Source organism: Streptomyces sp. NPDC002835 (assembly GCF_053591995.1).
Genome location: NZ_JBSFUW010000027.1, coordinates 1 through 19,353 on the forward strand (window position 1 = coordinate 1; position 19,353 = coordinate 19,353).

The 19,353-nt window shown below is 71.2% G+C and carries 20 protein-coding genes; 10 read left to right on the forward strand and 10 right to left on the reverse strand.

Annotation, left to right across the window (positions count from 1 at the left end; genetic code table 11):
- The 3 genes from ACWD01_RS25420 to ACWD01_RS25430 all read right to left on the reverse strand — a co-directional run.
- Positions 1–148 (reverse strand): DUF2637 domain-containing protein (locus ACWD01_RS25420; RefSeq protein WP_451165197.1); only part of this gene is annotated, 148 nt, incomplete at its 3' end.
- Between the two features lie 224 nt (positions 149–372).
- Positions 373–1,089, reverse strand: coding sequence for a DUF3558 domain-containing protein (locus tag ACWD01_RS25425; RefSeq protein WP_451165104.1), 717 nt, complete (start codon positions 1,087–1,089; stop codon positions 373–375).
- Between the two features lie 191 nt (positions 1,090–1,280).
- The gene (locus ACWD01_RS25430) at positions 1,281–2,168 is read right to left on the reverse strand and encodes a DUF3558 domain-containing protein (RefSeq protein ID WP_451165105.1); all 888 of its coding nucleotides are present in this window, start codon (positions 2,166–2,168) and stop codon (positions 1,281–1,283) included.
- 195 nt (positions 2,169–2,363) lie between these two features.
- Here ACWD01_RS25430 and ACWD01_RS25435 point away from each other — a divergent pair, with 195 nt between their 5' ends.
- Positions 2,364–3,557, forward strand: coding sequence for an RtcB family protein (locus tag ACWD01_RS25435; protein ID WP_451165106.1), 1,194 nt, complete (start codon positions 2,364–2,366; stop codon positions 3,555–3,557).
- Positions 3,558–3,664: 107 nt separating this feature from the next.
- On the opposite strand, the gene ACWD01_RS25440 is transcribed toward ACWD01_RS25435, so the two are convergent.
- Complete coding sequence (locus ACWD01_RS25440) at positions 3,665–4,204, reverse strand: GNAT family N-acetyltransferase (RefSeq protein ID WP_451165107.1); 540 nt, start codon at positions 4,202–4,204, stop codon at positions 3,665–3,667.
- Positions 4,204–4,968 carry an SDR family NAD(P)-dependent oxidoreductase gene (locus ACWD01_RS25445; RefSeq protein WP_451165108.1) on the reverse strand — a complete coding sequence of 255 codons (765 nt, stop codon included), beginning with the start codon at positions 4,966–4,968 and terminating at the stop codon, positions 4,204–4,206. The genes ACWD01_RS25440 and ACWD01_RS25445 overlap by 1 nt, the downstream gene beginning before the upstream one ends.
- A gap of 121 nt (positions 4,969–5,089) precedes the next feature.
- Here ACWD01_RS25445 and ACWD01_RS25450 point away from each other — a divergent pair, with 121 nt between their 5' ends.
- Positions 5,090–5,587, forward strand: a complete 498-nt coding sequence (locus ACWD01_RS25450) for a hypothetical protein (protein WP_451165109.1) — start codon at positions 5,090–5,092, stop codon at positions 5,585–5,587.
- 28 nt (positions 5,588–5,615) lie between these two features.
- Here ACWD01_RS25450 and ACWD01_RS25455 read toward each other — a convergent pair whose 3' ends face one another.
- On the reverse strand, positions 5,616–7,103 hold the full coding sequence (locus ACWD01_RS25455; RefSeq protein ID WP_451165110.1) for an FAD-dependent monooxygenase: 1,488 nt from the start codon (positions 7,101–7,103) through the stop codon (positions 5,616–5,618).
- 127 nt (positions 7,104–7,230) lie between these two features.
- Between ACWD01_RS25455 and ACWD01_RS25460 the strand changes: the two genes are divergently transcribed.
- Positions 7,231–7,824 (forward strand): TetR/AcrR family transcriptional regulator, encoded by a 594-nt coding sequence (locus ACWD01_RS25460; RefSeq protein ID WP_451165111.1) that lies wholly within the window; start codon positions 7,231–7,233, stop codon positions 7,822–7,824.
- A 73-nt stretch (positions 7,825–7,897) separates the two neighbouring features.
- Here the strand turns inward: ACWD01_RS25460 and ACWD01_RS25465 are convergent, their stop codons facing one another.
- From ACWD01_RS25465 to ACWD01_RS25475, 3 genes are all read right to left on the reverse strand, one after another.
- The gene (locus tag ACWD01_RS25465) at positions 7,898–8,623 is read right to left on the reverse strand and encodes a Mut7-C RNAse domain-containing protein (protein ID WP_451165112.1); all 726 of its coding nucleotides are present in this window, start codon (positions 8,621–8,623) and stop codon (positions 7,898–7,900) included.
- A gap of 336 nt (positions 8,624–8,959) precedes the next feature.
- Positions 8,960–9,520 (reverse strand): GNAT family N-acetyltransferase, encoded by a 561-nt coding sequence (locus ACWD01_RS25470; protein ID WP_451165113.1) that lies wholly within the window; start codon positions 9,518–9,520, stop codon positions 8,960–8,962.
- A 44-nt stretch (positions 9,521–9,564) separates the two neighbouring features.
- Positions 9,565–10,404 (reverse strand): AraC family transcriptional regulator, encoded by an 840-nt coding sequence (locus tag ACWD01_RS25475; RefSeq protein WP_451165114.1) that lies wholly within the window; start codon positions 10,402–10,404, stop codon positions 9,565–9,567.
- 72 nt (positions 10,405–10,476) lie between these two features.
- Here ACWD01_RS25475 and ACWD01_RS25480 point away from each other — a divergent pair, with 72 nt between their 5' ends.
- The 3 genes from ACWD01_RS25480 to ACWD01_RS25490 all read left to right on the forward strand — a co-directional run bounded on the left by ACWD01_RS25480 (position 10,477) and on the right by ACWD01_RS25490 (position 13,021).
- Positions 10,477–11,058, forward strand: coding sequence for a TIGR03086 family metal-binding protein (locus tag ACWD01_RS25480; protein WP_451165115.1), 582 nt, complete (start codon positions 10,477–10,479; stop codon positions 11,056–11,058).
- 274 nt (positions 11,059–11,332) lie between these two features.
- Positions 11,333–12,208 (forward strand): glycosyltransferase family 2 protein, encoded by an 876-nt coding sequence (locus ACWD01_RS25485; protein WP_451165116.1) that lies wholly within the window; start codon positions 11,333–11,335, stop codon positions 12,206–12,208.
- A 231-nt stretch (positions 12,209–12,439) separates the two neighbouring features.
- Positions 12,440–13,021: a DM13 domain-containing protein gene (locus ACWD01_RS25490; protein ID WP_451165117.1), complete on the forward strand. Its 582-nt coding sequence runs from the start codon at positions 12,440–12,442 to the stop codon at positions 13,019–13,021.
- A 313-nt stretch (positions 13,022–13,334) separates the two neighbouring features.
- Here the strand turns inward: ACWD01_RS25490 and ACWD01_RS25495 are convergent, their stop codons facing one another.
- Positions 13,335–14,684, reverse strand: a complete 1,350-nt coding sequence (locus tag ACWD01_RS25495) for a mucin-1 (protein WP_451165118.1) — start codon at positions 14,682–14,684, stop codon at positions 13,335–13,337.
- Between the two features lie 180 nt (positions 14,685–14,864).
- Here ACWD01_RS25495 and ACWD01_RS25500 point away from each other — a divergent pair, with 180 nt between their 5' ends.
- From ACWD01_RS25500 to ACWD01_RS25515, 4 genes are all read left to right on the forward strand, one after another.
- Entirely contained in the window at positions 14,865–15,884 is a 1,020-nt protein-coding gene (locus tag ACWD01_RS25500; RefSeq protein WP_451165119.1) for a LacI family DNA-binding transcriptional regulator, read from the forward strand.
- A gap of 84 nt (positions 15,885–15,968) precedes the next feature.
- On the forward strand, positions 15,969–17,312 hold the full coding sequence (locus tag ACWD01_RS25505) for an ABC transporter substrate-binding protein (RefSeq protein ID WP_451165120.1): 1,344 nt from the start codon (positions 15,969–15,971) through the stop codon (positions 17,310–17,312).
- 64 nt (positions 17,313–17,376) lie between these two features.
- A complete protein-coding gene (locus tag ACWD01_RS25510) occupies positions 17,377–18,384 on the forward strand; it encodes a carbohydrate ABC transporter permease (RefSeq protein WP_451165121.1) in 1,008 nt (335 codons plus the stop codon).
- Between the two features lie 2 nt (positions 18,385–18,386).
- Complete coding sequence (locus ACWD01_RS25515; RefSeq protein WP_451165122.1) at positions 18,387–19,241, forward strand: carbohydrate ABC transporter permease; 855 nt, start codon at positions 18,387–18,389, stop codon at positions 19,239–19,241.
- Positions 19,242–19,353: the final 112 nt, after the last annotated feature.

Consider the following 19,353-nt stretch of genomic DNA (forward strand, 5'->3'; position numbering starts at 1 on the left):
CGGAGAAGGCGCCGAAGCCCTTCTGCTCGGCGAGCTCGCGCACGGCGGAGTACGACCCCGCGAAGCCGATCGCGGCGATGACCAGCGCGCCCGCGACCACCACGCCTATGAGTATCCGGTGCGTACGTGTCAGCTGCATCGCGGCCACCCGCGACCCTCCCCAATTCCTGAACCGGGTCCTGTAACCGGGTTCTGAACCGGATCCCGGACGGCATTCCGTGCGGTGTGTCGTACGGCATTCCGTACGGCCCCGTACGGCAGACCGAACCGGAACCTGGGCCGGATACCCGAACCGGCGGGCACAGCCTGGCACATGCCGCCGGAGCCGTACCCTCCGGGCTCCCGGCGTTACGAACTTGTGTACTACTCGTCCTACTTGTTGGCGGTCGCGACCGAGGCCACGGCCTCCATCGCGGCCTTGGCGGCGCCCTTGGAGATGTCGGACGTCGAAGGGTTCTTCGCGCCGGCGTAACCCGTGCCGTTGTAGGTGAGCGTGACCACACCGTTCTCGGTGCGGGCCACGACCGTCGCGTACGTGAAGTCCTCGCCCGTCTTGCGCAGCTTGTACGTGACCGTCGTCGCCTCCTCGCCGATGCCGGCGGCCGGCGAGGTCTTGACGTCCTTGGCCCCCTCGGTGGCCTCGGCCTTCGCGATCTCCTTGCCGTACGACTCCTCGGCGCGCTGCTCGGCGCTCACCGCGAGGGAGGCGTCGGACTCGTAGCGGAGGAACGAGACATCGAGCCAGCGGTACTGCGAACCCTTCACGCCGTTGTCGTCCAGGCCGTTCCAGGAGCAGCTGCCGCGCCGCGAGATGTCCGACGACTTGCCTTCTGTGCCGCTCTTGGACTTGGCGCCGGGGACCAGGTCCTCGATCGTCTTCTTGCCGATCGAGGAGCACGGCTCCGGCAGCTTGCTGAACTTGGCGGGAGCGACGGCCGGGGACTTCTTCGCCTCGGGAGTGGGGGAGGCGGACGCGGAGGAGTCCTGGGACTTGCTGTCGGAGTCCGACGAGCAGCCTGCGACGACGAGCATCACCGGGACGGCGGCGCAGGCGAGTATGCGAGTGAGTCGCGGGGCTGAACGGTGCATGGTTCCTTCAGTCGGTCAGTCGGTCAGTCGATTTTCGGTCACGCTGTCGGCTGCCGCTCCGGCGCTCGGGGCGGCGCTCGGTACGGCGACGCCACGATGCTCGGTACGGCGAGGCCACCGTACGCGGACGCGCCGCCGCGGTGGGGCGGACGGCCGAACGCGGACGGGCGGGCGGACGGCCGCTGAGCCGTTCACTCGTCGAACTGCTCCGCCAGCTTCCTGGCCAGACTCTGCGCCTTTTCCTGCAGTTCCTTGCTGTCGGGGACCTCGGTCGACAGGGCCGGCTGCTCGCCGTAGACCACGGTGACGATCACGTTCGATGTGCGGAACACCACGCTCACGGTGCGGCGCTGCGCCGTGGAACCGGCACGGCCGAGCACGTCGTCGATGAACGCGGCGTCGCCCAGCCCGTCCAGCATCCGCGGCTCGAGGCCCGTCGTGGCCGGAGCCCCCGAGGACGGGTCGCCGGGCGCGGACGAAGCCGCGGAACCGGCCGCCGTGTCGGTCGAGGCGCCGGGCCGCGCGGCGCCGTCCGTCTCGCCGCCGCCCGCGGGGCTCATGGTGGCCGACGGCGAACCGTCGCCCTCCTCGGCCGTCCCGGACCCTTCGCCGGAGGGCTCACTGGGCAGCGCGGATGCGATCGGGGCGGAGGCGGCCGCCTGCTTGGTCGCGAAGACCTCCCGCGCCCGGTCGTCGTCGCTGACGGCCGGGTCGTACGAGACGACCCGCTCGAAGTCGACCCGGAGCTTGTGCGAGGCGTTCGGGGAGTCGCCCTGCCAGCTGCAGGCCACCCGCCGGTCCGTGTCGTAGGTGACGCCCGCGGTGCCGCGCAGCGCCTTCAGCTGCTGCTCCTCGGGGAGCGTCGCCGTGCCCGGCAGCAGGTCCCTGAGGGTGGCACGCTCGACGGACCCGCACGGCTCGAGGAGCGTGCGGTACTTACCGGGGGCCGCCGCCGGGGACACCGCCCCCTCGGCCTTGGCGTCGATGTCGGAGCCCTTGGCGCCGGTGCCGGCGGTGCAGCCGGTGACGAGCGCCGTGAGCAGCGCCGCCACGCAGGGGACGTACGCCTTCCGTTGCACGCTCGGGCTCCTTTCGCTGTCTGTTCTGCGGCTGCTCCGTGCTGTTGTCGGGGCGAAAACTGGTTGCCGCCCGACGGAGGCCGATGGACACAATGTCTATCGCACACGCTGCCGTCGCCGCCGGTCTGCCGACCCTTTCGCAGGCATTGGTCGCGTCATTTGCGTTTCATTCAGCCTCGGGGGAATCGAGTAGTTATGTCTTATGTGGAGATGCCGGGCGCCAAGGTCCCGATCCGTATGTGGGCCGACCCGACGACGGTCGAGGACGTGGCGATGCGGCAGCTGCAGAACGTGGCCACGCTGCCGTGGATCAAGGGCCTCGCCGTCATGCCGGACGTGCACTACGGCAAGGGCGCCACGGTCGGCTCCGTCATCGCGATGCACGGCGCGGTCTGCCCGGCGGCCGTCGGTGTGGACATCGGCTGCGGCATGTCCGCGGTGAAGACGTCCCTGACCGCGAACGACCTCCCGGGCGACCTCTCCCGGCTCCGGTCCCGGATCGAGCAGGCCATCCCGGTGGGGCGTGGCATGCACGACGAGATGGTGGACCCGGGGAAGGTGTTCGGCCTGTCCGCGGGCGGCTGGGACGACCTCTGGGACCGCTTCGACACGGTCGCGGACGCGGTCAAGTTCCGCAGGGAGCGGGCGACGAAGCAGATGGGGTCGCTGGGCGGCGGGAACCACTTCGTAGAGGTTTGTGTCGATACCTCCGATTCTGTCTGGCTCATGCTGCACTCCGGTTCCCGGAACATCGGCAAGGAACTCGCCGAGTACCACATCGGTGAGGCGCAGAAGCTGCCGCACAATCAGGACCTCGTCGACCGGGACCTCGCGGTCTTCGTCTCCGACACCCCGCAGATGGCCGCCTACCGCAACGACCTCTTCTGGGCGCAGGAGTACGCGAAGACCAACCGCGCCGTCATGATGGGGCTCCTCAAGGAAGTGGTCCGCAAGGAGTTCAGGAAGGCCAAGGTCACCTTCGAGCGGGAGATCAGCTGCCACCACAACTACGTGGCGGAGGAGCGGTACGAGGGCATGGACCTCCTGGTCACCCGCAAGGGCGCGATCCGTGCCGGCAGCGGCGACTTCGGGATCATTCCGGGTTCCATGGGCACCGGCTCCTACATCGTGAAGGGCCTCGGGAACGAGGCGTCCTTCAACTCCGCGTCGCACGGAGCGGGCCGCAGGATGAGCCGCAACGCGGCGAAGCGGCGCTTCTCCGCCCGGGACCTGGAGGAGCAGACACGGGGTGTGGAGTGCCGTAAGGACTCGGGCGTCGTGGACGAGATCCCCGGTGCGTACAAGTCGATCGAGCAGGTCATCGACCAGCAGCGGGATCTGGTCGCAGTGGTCGCGAAGCTGAAGCAGGTCGTCTGCGTGAAGGGCTGAGGTGTTGAGGCGCCTGAGGTGTTGAGGCGCGCTGAGGCACGGCCCGCGCGCCGCTCTCTCGGCGGGCCCCGGATCGGACTGGTCCGGGGCTTTTCGCGTTCCGGCCCCTATGCGCCCGGCGCGGCGAGGGACTTGTGGAAGAACGTGGTGGGGCGGAGGGTGCCCGAGGGGTCGGCGGCGTAGTCGGAGACGGTGCCGAGCGGGATCCAGCCCGTGGACCGGTACAGGTGCTCGGCGGCGCTGCCGGTCTGGGTGTCCAGCATCAGCAGGGTGCGGCCGTCGGCGCGGGCGGACTCCTCGGCCGTGGTCAGGAGCCGGCGGGCGATGCCGCGGCCCCGGGCGGCGCGGTGGACCAGGAGCTTGGCTATCTCGGCGCGGTGGCGGCCGTTGGGCGAGGTCTCGCATCTGAGCTGGACGGTACCTATGAGGCGCTCGCCGTCGTGGGCGGCCCAGAGGATCACGCGTTCGCCGGCGAGGTCGGGCGCCAGGGACATCCACCAGGCGGCGGCCTGCTCGGAGGTGAGGGACGCCGTGAAGCCCACGGACGCTCCGTCGTCCACGGCGTCGAGCAGGAGCGCGGCGAGACCCGGGGCGGCGGCGGGCAGGTCCGCGGCCGTGAGGCGGGTGAGGCGGGGGTCTTCGGTCATCACAGGTCCCTGTGCACCTTCGAGTTGGACGCCTGGGCCCGGGGGCGGACGACGAGGAGGTCGATGTTCACGTGGGGTGGGCGGGTGACGGCCCAGGTGATGGTGTCGGCCACGTCGTCGGCGGTGAGCGGCTCGGCCACGCCGGCGTAGACCTTGGCGGCCTTGTCGGTGTCGCCCCGGAAGCGGGTGGTGGCGAACTCGTCCGTCTTGACCATGCCGGGGGCGACCTCGATCACGCGGACCGGGGTGCCCACGATCTCCAGGCGGAGGGTCTCGGCGAGGACGTGTTCGCCGTGCTTGGCCGCGACGTAGCCGCCGCCGCCTTCGTAGGTGCTGAGGCCGGCGGTGGAGGAGAGGATCACGACCGTGCCGTCCCCGCTCGCGGTGAGAGCGGGGAGCAGCGCCTGGGTGACGTGGAGCGTGCCGATGACGTTGACCTCGTACATGCGGCGCCAGTCGGCGGGGTCGCCGGTGGCGACCGGGTCGGCGCCGAGGGCGCCGCCCGCGTTGTTCACGAGGACGTCGCAGCGGTCCAGGGACGCGGCGAAGGAGTCGACGGCCGCACGGTCGGTCACGTCGAGCGCGTACGCCGTGGCCCGGTGGCCGGCGGCGGTGAGTTCGGCGGCGAGGGCCTCTATGCGGTCCTTGCGGCGGGCGGTGAGGACGACGTGGTGACCGGCGGCGGCCAGTTGCCGCCCGGTCGCCGCGCCGATGCCGCTGCTCGCTCCGGTGACGACGGCGACGGGGTGCTCGGCGGTGCTCATTCCTCAGCTCCTTGCGCGGATGATCGATGGTGATCGACGTGACGCCAGAATAGATCGGGGGGACGCGCCGGAACTGGCCGACAATCACACTTAATCTCGGGCGAATCGGTATCTTCTGGCTATGTCTGTGATGCGTAGAGCGCTGCCCGCCGGGGCCGCGGCGGTGTTGTTGTTGACCGGGTCGGGCGCGGCGAGCGCCGGTGGTGGTGGCGGTGAGGGCGGCGGTGCCGCTGTTCCGGAGTCGGACGTGGCGCACCACGGCCATGTCTCGCTGAGCGACGGGCGGCTCAGGGTCTCGCTGACGACTCGCAACCACGGGCCGTCCGACGTGCAGGACGTGACCGTACGGCTCTCGCTGTCGGCGGCCCCGGCCGGTACTCCGCGGTTGCCGCGCGAATGTCTGCGCGTGGGCGAGCGGGACGTGCTCTGCGCCATGGGGCCGCTGCGGGCGGACGGTCTCGGCAGCAGGGTCCGCCTGGACCTGCGGGTGGCAGGCTCCCCGCAGGAGGTCGTCGTACGGGTCGGCACGGTCTGGAACGGCGGTGCGAGCGACCGGAATCCGGAGAACAACGAACACCAGGTCCTGGCGCCGGCCACCGGCGACCGGTACGTCTTCTGACGTCCCGCCCCGTGGCGGGCGGGGCCGGTCACCGTGACCTCCCGTGGTCGGCGGCCCAGGCGATGTAGCCGTCGGGGCGGACGAGGAGCGCGGTGCGCCGGTCCGTCGTCCAGTGGGCCCGGACCACGCGCCCGGGAGCGGCGGGGGCATCAGGGGCGTCGGGTGCGCGTGCCGGGCCGGAGGGCCCTACGAGGACGAAGGCGCCCTCGCGGAGCAGTTCGTAGAGCCGTCCCTCCGCGAGTCGCAGGTCGGGGGCGCGCCGGCCGGTGAGCCGGTGGGAGCCGCGCGGCCCGCCGTACGAGATGCCGATGCCCGAGACCATGCCCATCGCCTTGGCGGCGGCGGGCCGGACCGAGTTCAGAAAGCCGGCGGCGAGTGAGCGGGCCGCGCGCTGGAGCGGGTTGTGCGCCATGGCCAGGCGCACGAGGGCGCCGCTGCTGCGCAGGACCGCCGCGCCGACCGGATGGCGCTCCGACTCGTAGGTGTCGAGCAGGGTTTCGGGGTCGGGGGTGTGGCCCTGGATCGCGGAGACGAGCTTCCAGGAGAGGTTCGCCGTGTCCTGAAGGCCGGTGTTCATGCCCTGGCCGCCCGCGGGGGAATGGGCGTGTGCGGCGTCACCGGCGAGGAGGACGCGGCCCTTGCGGTACGCCGGGGCCTGGCGTTCGTCGCTGTGGAAGCGGGAGATCCAGCGGGCGTCGTGCATGCCGAAGTCGGTGCCGAGGGCGCGGCGGGCGATCTCGCGCACTTCGTCGAGGCCGACGGGCTCGCTGTCCGGCACCTGGCGGCTGCGGTTCCAGCCCATGACCCGGTACCAGCCGTCGCCGAAGGGGGCGATGAAGGCGAAGGCGTCCCCCACGCCGTTGACCGTGAGGAGGTCCGCGGGCTCTTCGGTGAGCCTCACATCCGCGAGCACGATGGACCTGATCACGGAGACGCCGGGGAAGGGCAGGCCGATCGCCTTGCGCACGGTGCTGCGCACGCCGTCGGTCCCGACCGCGTACCGCGCGCGGAGGGTGGTGTGTGCGCCGGTCGCGTCCTGGACCCGGGCGGTGACCGAGGCGCCGGACTGGTCCAGGCCCGTGAGCTCCGTCCCGTACCGGAAGTCGGCGCCGGCGGCGAGGGCGCGGCGCTCCAGGAGCTTCTCCACCTCGTACTGCGGGGTGATGAGGAGGAACGGGAAGCGGGAGGGCAGTCTCGACAGGTCGAGGGACAGGCGCCGGAACAACCGCAGGCCGGTGATCGCGGTGCCCGTCTCCACCAGTTCGTCGGCCAGGCCGCGGGCGTCGAGGAGCTCCAGTGTGCGGGCGTGCACGCCGAAGGCGCGGGTGATGTTGCTCGTCTCGTGCGGACGGCGCTCCAGGACCGTGACGCCGACGCCCGCAGAGGCGAGATCTCCCGCGAGCAGCATGCCGGTGGGTCCGGCGCCGACGACGATCACGTCGGTGTCGAAGGCCGGCTCCGACGCCGGGCGGGGGACGCCGGGGTCCGTGCTTCCGGTGCTGGGCGTGCCGGTCATGGCTGCCTCCTCGATCCGGGCGCTGGAAAGCCGCGCCGTTGGTCAACGGTTGTTGGTCAACGCTTGTTGGCAAATGTAGACCGGGCGGATCTGGCGTGTCAACGGTTGTTGGCCTACAGTTGTTGGCATGACGACGGAAGCACCGACGGGGCCACGCCGCTCCGATGCCACGCGGGCCGCGATTCTCGAAGCCGCCCGCGAGCGCTTCGCGGCCGACGGGTACGAGCGCGCCACCATCCGCGCCATCGCCCGTGACGCGGGGATCGACCCCTCGATGGTCATGCGCTACTACGGGAACAAGGAGGGGCTTTTCGCCGCCGCGTCCGAGTTCGACCTGCGGCTTCCGGAGCTCGGCGCCCTCCCCGTACGGCATGCCGGTGCCGTCCTGGTCTCCCATTTCCTCGACCGCTGGGAGCAGGACGACGTGCTGATGGCGCTGCTGCGCGCGGCCGTCACCAACGACGCCGCCGCCGAGCGCGCCCGCGCGATCTTCCGCGACCAGCTGGGGCCCATAGCCGTGGCCATGTGCCCCGATCCCGCGGAGGCGCCGCGGCGGGCCGCGCTCATCGCCTCACAGATACTCGGCATGGCGATGGCGCGCTATGTGCTGCGGCTGCCGCCGGCCGTCGAGATGACGCGTGAAGAAGTCGTCGGCTGGCTCGCTCCGACGGTGCAGCGCTATTTGACGGGGGAGGGGCCGGGGGGCTCGGCGGGGGAGTAGTCCGCAGGCGCGTCGGGGTCGGGCCGGGTCCGAGGCCGGTCGGGGGAGGGCCACCGCCGCGCCCGCGTGGCCGTCACGCTCCGCTGGTGCGCAGGGCGTCGGCGACGATGGCCTCCAGGCGGGAGTGGTGCGCCCCGCGCCAGTAGACGCGGCCGCACGCCGCGCACTGCGCGAAGACGTCGTATGTGCGCTGCGTGCCCTGCTGCAACTGCTCCTGGACCGCGTCCTTGTCCGCGTCCTTCAGCGGCCCGTTGCAGGCGGTGCAGCGGGTCCAGGGGGCGAGCGCCGGGGCGAACCGCTCCAGCACGTCGCGCAGTTGGTCGTCGGGGCGGTCGCTGTAGATGTACGCGCCGGCCCAGATCTCCCGGCGTCGCAGCAGCCCGCGGTCGCGGGACAGCAGCACCCGCTGCTCCTTCGCGGAGAGCGTGGCGAGCGCGGGGTCGCCGATGTCCTCGTTCTCGTACGCCGCGTCGACGCCGAGCAGGCGGAGCCGCCGGGCGAGTGTGCCGAGGTGGACGTCGAGGAGGAAGCGCAGCGGAGCGCCGGGGACCTGCTGCGGGCGGTCCACACCGCGCACCTCGACGTGTTCCCCGTCGGCGGGGATGTGGGAGACCGGGACCTGGCGGCCGTCGACCAGCAGCCGGCCCGCCTCCGTCAGCGGCACGCCCAGCGACTCCACGACGTGGCCGAGGGTCGACGAGCCGTCGGTGGCCAGGGTGCGGGGGCCGGGGCGGTAGTCCGACGGGACGAAAAGCCGCAGCTCGGGGGCGACCTTGATGGTGATCTCCGGTCTGTTCACGCGCCCAGCATGGCATCGGGCGCGGTGCGTGGGCCAGCGCATTCCGCGGCGCGGGCTGCGCCTGCCGACGGGTCCGGCCGACGCCTGCGGCGGGCGTGTTCCCCTACCCTCCCCCTGCGCCTGGCGGCCGCGGGGGGACCCCCCACCTTCCCGCAACCGGGCTCCGCCCGGACCCGCGTCTCAAGCGCCGGCGGGGCTGGGTGTGGCCGGTCTCGTCGGGGCTCCGCCCCGAACCCCGCGCCTCAAACGCCGGCGAGGCTTGAGTTGCCGGGCCGCACGCTCCCGCGCCTCGAGCGCCGGCGGGGCTGGAGTTGCCGGGCCGCACGCTCCCGCGTCTCAAGCGCCGGCGGGGCTGGGTGAGGCGCCGGGGGTCAGGTCGAGGCACCAGTCGTTGGAGCGCAGCAGGTTGCCCGGTGGGTATTCGAAGTCGCACTCGCCGACGAGGACGAAGCCCGCCTTCCTGCACACCGCGTTCGAAGGAGCGTTGGACACCGAGGGGAAGGCGTGGAGGAAGCGGTGTCTGCGTTCGGCTCTTGCCGCCTCGACCATCGCCAGGGTTCCGGCCGTCGCGATTCCCCGGCCCTGGAAGCGCGGCAGGACGCTCCAGCCCGTCTCGTAGACCTGTTCGTCCTCCCAGGTCTGTTCCCAGAAACCGACGGTGCCGGCGGGCTCGCCGTGCTGACCGTTCCCGGTGTCCACGACGATGCGGAACATCCGGCCGCGGCCGGTGCGGTCGGCGCTCATGTCGACGTACCGGCGGTGGCGGGTGAGGAGCTGGTCCTCCGTCTCCGGGCCGCCGAGGTGGTTCATCAGAGCCGGGGCGTTCGCCGCGCGGAGCAGGTCCAGGTCGTCCTCCGACCAGGGTTCGATGCGTACCGGGGTCGTCTTGCCGTCCATGTCCGCACTGTAGGGCGTAGGTGGGACAGCGGACCGGCCGTCGCCTACCGTTCGGCTCTGGCGTAGGCCGACGGGGGGACGCCCACCGTGGCGGTGAAGTCCCGTACGAGATGCGCCTGGTCGCTGTAGCCCAGCTCGCCGGCCAGCGCCGCCCAGTCGACGCCGTCGGCCGGTCCGCCCGACTCCTCCGCGCGCTCCAGCGCCTCGTGGATGCGGTAGCGCAGGACGACCCACTTGGGGCCGACGCCGACGTACGTCGCGAACAGGCGTTGCAGGGAGCGGACCGACAGCCCCTCCGCCTCGGCGAGTTCGGCGACGCGCCGCACGGAGCGGTCGTTGCGGATCCGGCTCACGAGCTGCATCGCGCGCTCCGCCTGCGGGTCGGGCCGCGGCTCCAGGCCCAGCAGGAAGGCGTCCAGGGCGGCGACCCGGTCGTCCTCCTCGTCCGGGCCGACGACCGCGCGCACGGCCGCGCGCAGCGACGACTCGTCCGCGTCCGGCAGCAGTACGTCCCCGATCGGCAGCCGCCGGCCCGTCCAGTCGGACACCGGCCGTCGCGGGGCGAACGGCCGGAAGCCGCCGGGCCGGAACTGGATCCCGCAGACCCGCCCGCGTCCGGCGAGCTTCTGCGTGAACAGCTCCAGCCCGATGCCCGCGACCTCGGCCCGAGCGGGCTCGTCGCCGTACTGCTGGAAGACCACGTTCACCGACGGGTGCGGCACCACATGGGAGGCGTACGGCTCGGTCAGGTCCCAGTCGACGAGCCAGTAGTGCTCGAGATACGGACGCAGGGCGGGCGCGGGCTTGCGGCGGCGGAAGCGGGCGCGGGCGAACAGCTCGCGGGCGTCCACGATGCCCCTCGTGTCGCGCCGGGGACCGGTCATGTGCCGATCCTAGAGCGGCCGGTGTCGCGTTTTTTCAATACGCGGCGCGGGGGCGGTGCCTACCGTGCCGGTATGACGAAAAGCATCAGTGACTTGCTCGAAGCAGCGGCGGAGCGCACCGTCCCGGTGGTGCGGGGCATCACGGACGAGCAGCTCGGCCACGCCACTCCGTGCGCCGAGTACGACGTGCAGGGGGTGGCCGACCACCTCTTCCAGGTGATGGTCAACTTCCAGGCGCTGGCGGCGAAGGAGGAAGCCGATTTCTCCGCGAAACCGGACTACGTCGGGCGTGGCGACTGGCGTGCCGCCTTCGCGGACGAGACGGCCGCGCTCGTGAGGGCGTGGGCGGCGCCCGGTGCGGAAGAGGGCACCTCGGGTGCGATGGGGCTGCCGGCCGGCGTCGTCGGACGGATGGCCCTCGGGGACCTGACCGTGCACGGGTGGGACCTGGCCCGCGCCACCGGGCAGCCGTACACGCCCGACCCGGTCGTGGTCGGCGACGTGCTCGGCGCCTTCCGGGAGCTCGCTCCCACGGGCCGGCGGATGGGGGCCTTCGGCGAGGAGTTCCCGCTGCCCGACGGCGGCGCGGGGGCGTCCGACTTCGACCGGCTGCTGGCCCTGACCGGCCGCGACCCGGGGTGGCGGCGGCCGTAGCGACGAACCCCAGCCGTCCCCTCCCGACGATCACCCCCGTCGACGGCGTGCCGCGTCCCGTCCCGCCGGACGCGGACGGCACTCTGTGGGTGGCCGCGTCACCGTGACGGCGGCCGGGCCACCGGCAGCGGCTACGCCTCCGGCCTCGGCTCGGGCACGGGGCGCGTCCGCGCCGTACGTGATCCGGTCGCGCCCGCCTCCGTACATCTTCCGGACGCGTCCCGTTAAGCTCACGGCTCACTGACGGTGAGCGAACGACGGACGGAGACGTGGCGTGTCACGAGCGCGTGTGGGTGTGGCCGTACTGACCATGGGCACGCGCCCCGCCGAACTGGGGGCGCTGCTCGACTCGGTGGCCGCGCAGGACCTTCACGCGACGCGCGTGGTCGTCGTCTCCAACGGCGCGCCCCTTCAGGAACTGCCGCCCGGCGTCACCGGGATCGAGCTTCCCGAGAACCTCGGCGTGTCCGGCGGGCGCAACGTCGCCATGGAGCGGCTGCGGGAGTTCGGGGACGTCGACGTCCTCGTCGATCTGGACGACGACGGACTGCTCATCGAGCGGGACGTGTTCAGCCGGATCGCGGCCATGTACGACGCGGACGACACGCTGGGGATCGTCAGCTTCCGTATCGCCGACGAGACCGGTTTCACCCAGCGGCGGCACGTCCCGCGCATCGGCAGGACCGATCCGCTGCGCGGCGGGCAGGTGACCACCTTCCTCGGCGGCGGGCACGCCCTGTCGATGCGGATGCTGGAGCGGGTGGGCGGCTGGCCGGAGGACTTCTTCTTCACGCACGAGGAGACCGACCTCGCCTGGCGCGCCCTCGACGACGGCTGGAAGATCCTCTACGCCCCCGAGCTGGTGCTTCAGCATCCCCGGACCGCGCCCACCCGGCACGGCGTCTACTACCGGATGACCGCGCGCAACCGGGTCTGGCTGGCGAAGCGGAATCTCCCGGCCGTTCTGGTGCCGCTCTATCTGGGCGCCTGGACCGCCCTCACCGTCGCCCGCACCCGGTCCGCGCCGGGACTGCGGGCGTGGTTCGGGGGGTTCGCGGAAGGGGTCCGCAGGCCCTGCGGGACGCGGCGGCCGATGCGCTGGAGCACGGTCTGGCTGATGGCGCGGCTGGGCCGGCCCCCGGTGATCTGACCGGCGGAAGAACGCGCCGCCGCGCCCGTGACCGCCGCGGAGACGCGCCCGTAACCGTCGCGGAGCCGCGCCCGTAACCCCTCGGTAGGCGCGCCTGACCGCCTCCGTAGACGCCCCCGCAATCGCCACCGTAAGGGAACCGTCATGTCATAAGGGCCCCGCGGGCGCCCGCCGCGGCCTTGAATGGAGATCCGGCAGTGATGATCGACGGATTCTTTCGAGGAGGCGGGGATGGGGCGCGTGCGCAGGGCTCTGAGCAGACCGGTGGGTGTGGTGGCGCTGGTGCTGGCGGTCGTGGTGGCGGTGGCGGGGCTGTACTGGTTCCAGCCGTGGAAGCTCTGGCAGGACGAGACCGTGGACGAGGCGCTCCCAGGGGTCGAGGCCCCGGCGACGCCGACGACCGGGCCCGCCGAGAGCACGCCGCCGGACTCCGCGGCGCCGTCCGCGACGCCGGCGGGCCCCGAGATGCTTGCGGGCGGTGAACTGATCAGCCACGAGCACACGACGACCGGTTCCGCGCGGCTGCTGCGCCTGCCGGACGGCTCGTACACCCTGCGGCTGGAGAACCTGGACACGAGCAACGGGCCCGATCTGCGCGTCTGGTTGACCGACGCGCCCGTCAAGGAGGGCAAGGCGGGCTGGCACGTCTTCGACGACGGCAAGTACGTCAGCCTCGGCAAGCTCAAGGGCAACAAGGGCGACCAGAACTACGCGTTGCCCGCCGATGTCGACCCGGCCGACTTCACCAGCGTCAGCATCTGGTGCGACCGGTTCGACGTGTCCTTCGGCGCGGCGGAACTCTCCCGCACCTGAGCGGCGGTGTGGGGAGGTGCGGGGCCACGGCCAGAACCAGGCAGTTCGGTCGGCGGCTCTCGGTGGTTCTCACCGGTCGGCGTCGTTTCCCGGGCTCAGGTGCCCGGATGTGCCCTTGCCGGTGGGCGTTCGCAGAAGGGCGTGCGACGAGGGCTTGTGCCCACCGGACCTTGATGAGGCAGCGGTGCAGACGAGCCATCGGTGCAGACGTGGGTTCCGAAGGGCCTTCCTCACACAGTGCTCAAGGGCGTCCTGAGCTGTTGGCCGGGTTCTGTGCCGATTCACGCGGTCCCGCGGTCGGTGGCCGCGCGAGTCAGCGGGTCGAGAGGCCGGGCCACGCGGCGGAGGCGTCGTCGCGGTCGGGGTCGGGCAGGCGGATCGGGCGGACGGGGATCATGCGGGCATGCCCGTCAGTGACCGCTGTCCACGTGGTGGGGCGGCCCGAGTAGCACAGGGTGGTCAGGGCGAAGACCCCTTCGGCGTAGACCTCGACGTACTCGCCGATGGTGAGGATACGCAGGAACGCGGCGGGCTCGGGCAGTAGCGTCTCGCAGAGGCGGGTGCCGCCCGGCCCCGTGACCCACAGGTTCCTGCCGTGGCAGCCGACGACGAGGGCGGGCCGGTCCCTTTCGTCGCTGTGGGTGCGCAGGGTGATCTCGACGGGGCCGGTCATGTCGATGTCGCCGACCGCGTGCAGGGCGGGCTGGTGGGTTTCCTCGCCGAGCCACTCTTCCAGGCCCCGCCACCATTCCAGTCGGGGAGCGGCGTCCGGGGGCGTGACGAGGAGTTTCGGCTGGGCGAGCATGCCACGGCAGCGGTCGCCGGTGTCGGTGAGGCCGACCCGGCGGGGGGTGGTGTGCAGGACGACGCGGGAGCCGTCGGGGGCCGGGATGACGCGGGGGGCGTAGCTGCCGGTGGGTCCGAGGGAGCCGCGCCGGCTCCAGGGGCCCCGCAGGTTGGGGGCGCTCCACGCTTCGAAGCCCCGTGTGGAGCCGATGGAGCCGAGGAGCAGCCACGTGCCGTCGTCGAGGCGCTCCAGTACCGGGCACTCCAGCTCGTCGACGTCGCCGGGTGCGATCAGCGGCGGCTGGACCGTCCAGTGCTCCAGGTCGTCGGAGGTGGCCCAGGCGACGCAGCCGCTCACCTCGACGGGGAGGGAGGCGTCACTCGCGCAGACGACCATCACCCAGCCGTCTTGCTCGTCGTCGCGTACGACGAAGGGGTCGCGCCAGGCCATCTGCTCGCCGGTGCGGTACCAGCGCGGGTCCGCCTCGACAACCGGTCGGTTGCCGTGGCGGCGCCAGCCGGTGCCGTCGGTGCGGTCGGAGTACGCAAGGCCGACGGTCTGCAGTGGCCAGCCGTCCGGCGTCAGCCCGCTCACGCCGGTGTAGAACATCGCCATGCCGGCGCCGTGCCGGACGGGGTGCATGGTCCACACCGCCTGCTGGTCGAAGCGGCCGGGCAGGCCGACCCCGAACGCGGTGCCCTGCGGCTGCCAGCCGACCAGGTCGGTCGAGGTGGCCCGGCCGTAGGAGGTCTCCATCCGCAGATGGTCGAACTCCGCTGTCCAGGGGCCCTGCAGGTGCAGCACCGCGTACGTGCCGTCCTCGTCGCGAAGGAGGGCGAAGTCGTTCACGCAGAGGCCGGGCGGGGCGTATCGCATGCACAGTTCCTGTCGGCTCACAGCGCCCAAACGCATGCGCTGATCATGGATCAAAACGGACTCTCTCTGGATTCGGCCCAAGTAAATCTGAACGCAAACGCTTGCGCAACAACAGGGTCGGGTTTACGGTCACGTCACCCTCACATCACACCGACGTGAACCAACGGGAGGAACTGCCCCGTGACGGCCAGCATCAACGACGTCGCCCACGCCACCGGCGTCTCCGCGTCCACAGTGTCCCGTGCCCTGCGCGGCCGGCCGGGCGTGTCCGACGTGGTGCGGGCCCAGATCGAGGCCGCCGCCGCCCAGCTCGGCTACACCGCCTCCCGCTCCGCCTCCAGCCTGGCCAGCGGCCGCACCTACACGATCGGTGTCCTGGTGCCGTATGTGGGCCGCTGGTTCTTCGGCACCGTGCTGGACGCGGCCGAGAAGGTGTTCAGCGCCGCCGGGTACGACGTGCTGCTGTACAACCTGGGTTCGCCGGAGACGCGCAAGCGCTTCTTCACCAGGCTGCCGGTCCGCAAGCGGGTGGACGCGGTGCTGACGCTCCTCATCCCCGAGGCCGAGGAGTCGGCGGCGCTGCGCTCACTGGGGGTCCCGCTGGCGACCACGGTCGGCGGAACCCGGCCCGGCTTCACGGTCGTCGGCATCGACGACCGTGCCGGCACCGAAAGCGCCGTGCGGCATCTGGTCAACCTCGGCCACCGCCGCATCGGCATGATCTCGGGGACCAGTGGTCCGCTGCACTGGACCACCCCCATCGAGCGCCGCAACGCCTACCTGGACGTTCTGGCCGACGCCGGGGTAGAGCACGACGCGGCCCTGGAGGCGGACGGCGACTACACCGTCAAGGGCGGCGAGCGGGCCATGACCGAGCTGCTGGCGGCCTCCCGCCCGCCGACCGCGGTGTTCGCGCAGTCCGACGAGATGGCGATGGGTGCGCTGCGCGCCCTGCGCCGCCACCGGCTCAAGGCCCCGGACGACGTGTCCGTCGTCGGCTTCGACGACCATGAACTCGCCGATGTGGTCGGACTGACCACTGTCGCCCAGCCGGTCGCCGAACAGGGCGCCGAGGCGGCCCGGCTGCTGCTGCGCCAGCTCGACGAACCCGACGCCGAACGCCAGGAGCATGTCCGGATGCCCATCCGTCTCGTTCTGCGCGAGACCACGGCCCCGCCCTGTCCGCGCGGACCGCAGTAGCACTCACCCCTCCTTCGAGCCCCACACCCCCACGCCTCGACAACACGCCCGTCCAACCCTCGCCACAGCACGGAGGCACAAAGCATGAGCTCGACCAGCAGAAAGTACCGCCGCACAGCCTGTACGAGCCTGGCTCTCGCCCTGCCTCTGGCGGCTCTGGCCGCCTGTGGGGGAGGCGGCAGCACCGACACCTCGGCGGAGGCGGGCAGCGGCAAGGGCATCATCAGCGTCTGGGCCCACCAGGGCCAGAAGAGCGAGGACGCTGCGGTGCAGGCCGCGGTGACGTCCTTCAACTCCTCGCAGAGCGACATCAAGGTCGAGCTGAAGCTGATTCCCGGCAATGACTACACCAAGACCATCACCGCGACCGACGCGTCCGAACTGCCGGACGTGATGGAGTTCGACGGCCCGACCATGGCGAACTTCGTCTACAACAAGAAGCTCGCCCCCATAGACGACCATGTCTCCGCCAAGACGATGGCCAACGCCACCGACGCGAGCAAGTCCCAGGGCGAGATCGGCGGAAAGCACTACGGCCTGGCCATGTACGACTCCGGACTGGGGATCTACGGGAGCAAGCAGCTGCTGGACGCGGCCGGGGTCGAGTACCCGACGAGCCTGGACGACGTCTGGACGGCCGACGAGTTCGCCGCCGCGCTCAAGAGCCTGAAGGCCAAGGATCCCGATGGAAAGGTCCTCGACGTTCAGGAGAACAACGGGTTCGCCACCGAGTGGGGCACCTACGGCTTCGCCCCGGTCGTCTGGTCAGCCGGCGGCTCCCTCCTCAAGGACGGCAAGGCCGAGGGCGCCCTCGACACCCCGGACGCGGTCTCGGCCCTGAAGACCTTCCAGTCCTGGAAGACCTATGTCGACCCCAACACCGACGGCAACGCCTTCGCCAAGGGCCGCGTCGCCCTGAGCTGGGTCGGCCACTGGATGTACCCCGCCTACAGCAAGGCTCTCGGCGACGACCTCCTCGTGCTGCCGCTGCCCGACTTCGGCAACGGCCCCAAGACGGGGCAGGGCTCGTGGGCCTGGGGCATCGGCGCCGACAGCAAGAACGCCAAGGCCGCCGGCGCCTTCCTCGACTACCTCCTCAACGACACCAACGTCACCGCGATGACGACGGCCAACGGCGCCCCGCCCGCCACCGGGAGCGCGCTCGCTGCGAGCCCCCTGTACAAGCAGGGCGGCCCGCTCCAGCTCTTCGCCGACCAACTCGCCAAGCCCTGCGGCGACAGCGACATCACCAAGACGTGCGTCGCCGTCACGCGCCCCGTGACCGCCGGATACCCCACCATCACCGCCAAGTTCGGCGAGGCCCTCAACGCCGTCTACGGCGGCGCGGACCCGAAGAGTGCCCTGGAGAAGGCCGCCCGAGCCATCGATCAGGACTTCTCCGACAACGCCGGCTACAAGATCCCGTAGGACCATCGGCCGGGGGCGGGCCCGCTTGTGCCGTGCCCGCCCCCGCCGGGAACAGGACCCATCCGTGACCTCCGCCGAACCGGCGCACGCCGCGCCCCACGCACGGGAGAAGGCCCCACCCGTGACCGCCGTCAAGCCCGCGCGTCCGGCGCGTCCGGCGCGCACTGCGCGCAAGAACCGCGACTCGCTGCACGGACTGCTCATGTCCACGCCCGCCGTCGCAGGCCTCATAGCCTTCGTCGGTATCCCCTTCGGCTACGCCGTCGTCCTCTCCTTCTACAACGTCCGCCTCGGCTCCCCGCTCGCACCGTCCTTCTTCGGCATGGAGCAGTACCGGCGGCTGTTCACCGACCCTGATCTGTCTGGCCCCTTCCTGCAGGCCCTGCTCAACAACCTGACCTTCGCCGCGGTCGTCGTCCCCATACAGACGGCTCTGGCACTGGGGCTGGCGATCCTGCTCAACCGCAAGCTGAAGGCGATCGGCCTGTTCCGGTCCCTCTTCTTCATGCCGGTCGTCTTCCCGATGGCGCTGGTCGCGGTCATCTGGCGGCTCATACTCGCCCGCGGCGAGCAGGGCATGCTCAACTCCGCACTGCATGCGGTGAGTTTCGGCAACTGGGGATCCTTCGACTGGCTCGGCGACTCCGCCACCGCGATGGCCTCGATCATCGTGCTGTCCGTCTGGCAGGGCGTCGGCTTCCAGATGGTCATTCTCCTCGCCGGCCTCCAGCAGATCCCGGGCGAACTCTATGAAGCCGCCGAACTCGACCGGGCCTCCCGCTGGCAGCAGTTCCGCCACGTCACCCTGCCCGGTATCCGCGGCACCCTCATCTTCGTCGCCATGCTCACCTCGGTGCTCTCCTTCCGGGTCTTCGACCAGGTCTACGTTCTCATCCGCGGCGGCGGCCTCAACGAGGACGCCGCCCGCACCGTGATGTACCAGGCCGTCACCACCGCCTTCGACCAGAACAACGTCGGTCAGGCGTCCGCGATCACCGTCGTCTTTTTCCTGATCGTCGTCGCCCTGACCCTCATCCAGCGCCGCGTCGTCCGGCCCGACAACGAGGACTGACCATGAGCACCAACGCGGGCCTTACCCGCGCGCCCCTGCGCCGCTTCCTCGACTACGCCGTCCTGAGCGTCCTGGCGTTCATCTTCACGCTGCCGGTGATCTACTTGCTCATGGGCAGCCTCAAGCCGTCCGGCGAAGTCCTGAACGGCCTGTCCGGCTTCCTCCCCACCCACCTCTCCCTGGGCAACTACACGGCTGTCCTCGACAGTCTCAACTCCGACAGCACCGGCTACTTCTGGCGCTTCATGGGCGTCTCACTGCTGCTGGCGTTCGTGGTGGTGACGGGCGGGCTGTTCGTCAACTCCATGGCGGCGTACGGGCTGTCACGGCTGAAGTGGCGCGGCCGGAACGCCGTCTTCACCCTCGTCCTGCTGCTCATGCTGGTCCCGTTCGAGTCGGTGGCCGTCCCGCTCTTCTACATGTTCAACGACCAGCGCAACACGCTCTTCATCCAGGCGCTCCCGTTCATCGCCAACGCCTTCTCGGTCTACCAGTTCCACACGTTCTTCCGCTCGATCCCACCGAGCATCGAGGAAGCCGCCCGCCTCGACGGCGCGGGCCCCTGGCGCACCTTCTTCGCGATCATCGTCCCGATGTCGAAGCCGGCCTTCGCTTCGGTGGCGATCCTGACCTTCCTCATCCAGTGGGGCTCCTTCCTCTGGCCCGTTCTGATGGTCTCCGACCCATCGGTACGCCCGCTGCCGCTGGAGATGAGCGTCTTCCAGGCCCAGCTGCCCCCGGACTGGGGTCAGATCCTCGCCTTCGGCGTCCTGCTCGTCCTGCCCGTACTGATCGTCTTCGCCTTCTTCCAGCGCTGGTTCGTCCAAGGCGTCGCGAGTTCCGCCGTCAAAGGCTGAGCCGCTTCCTGAGGCTGCCGTCGTGGATCACCCCATCGCCGACACCCCGGCGCTCGCGACGACCCCTGCACGGGAGTCGAGGGGAAGACGGCGGCGAGCCACGCCCTCCAGG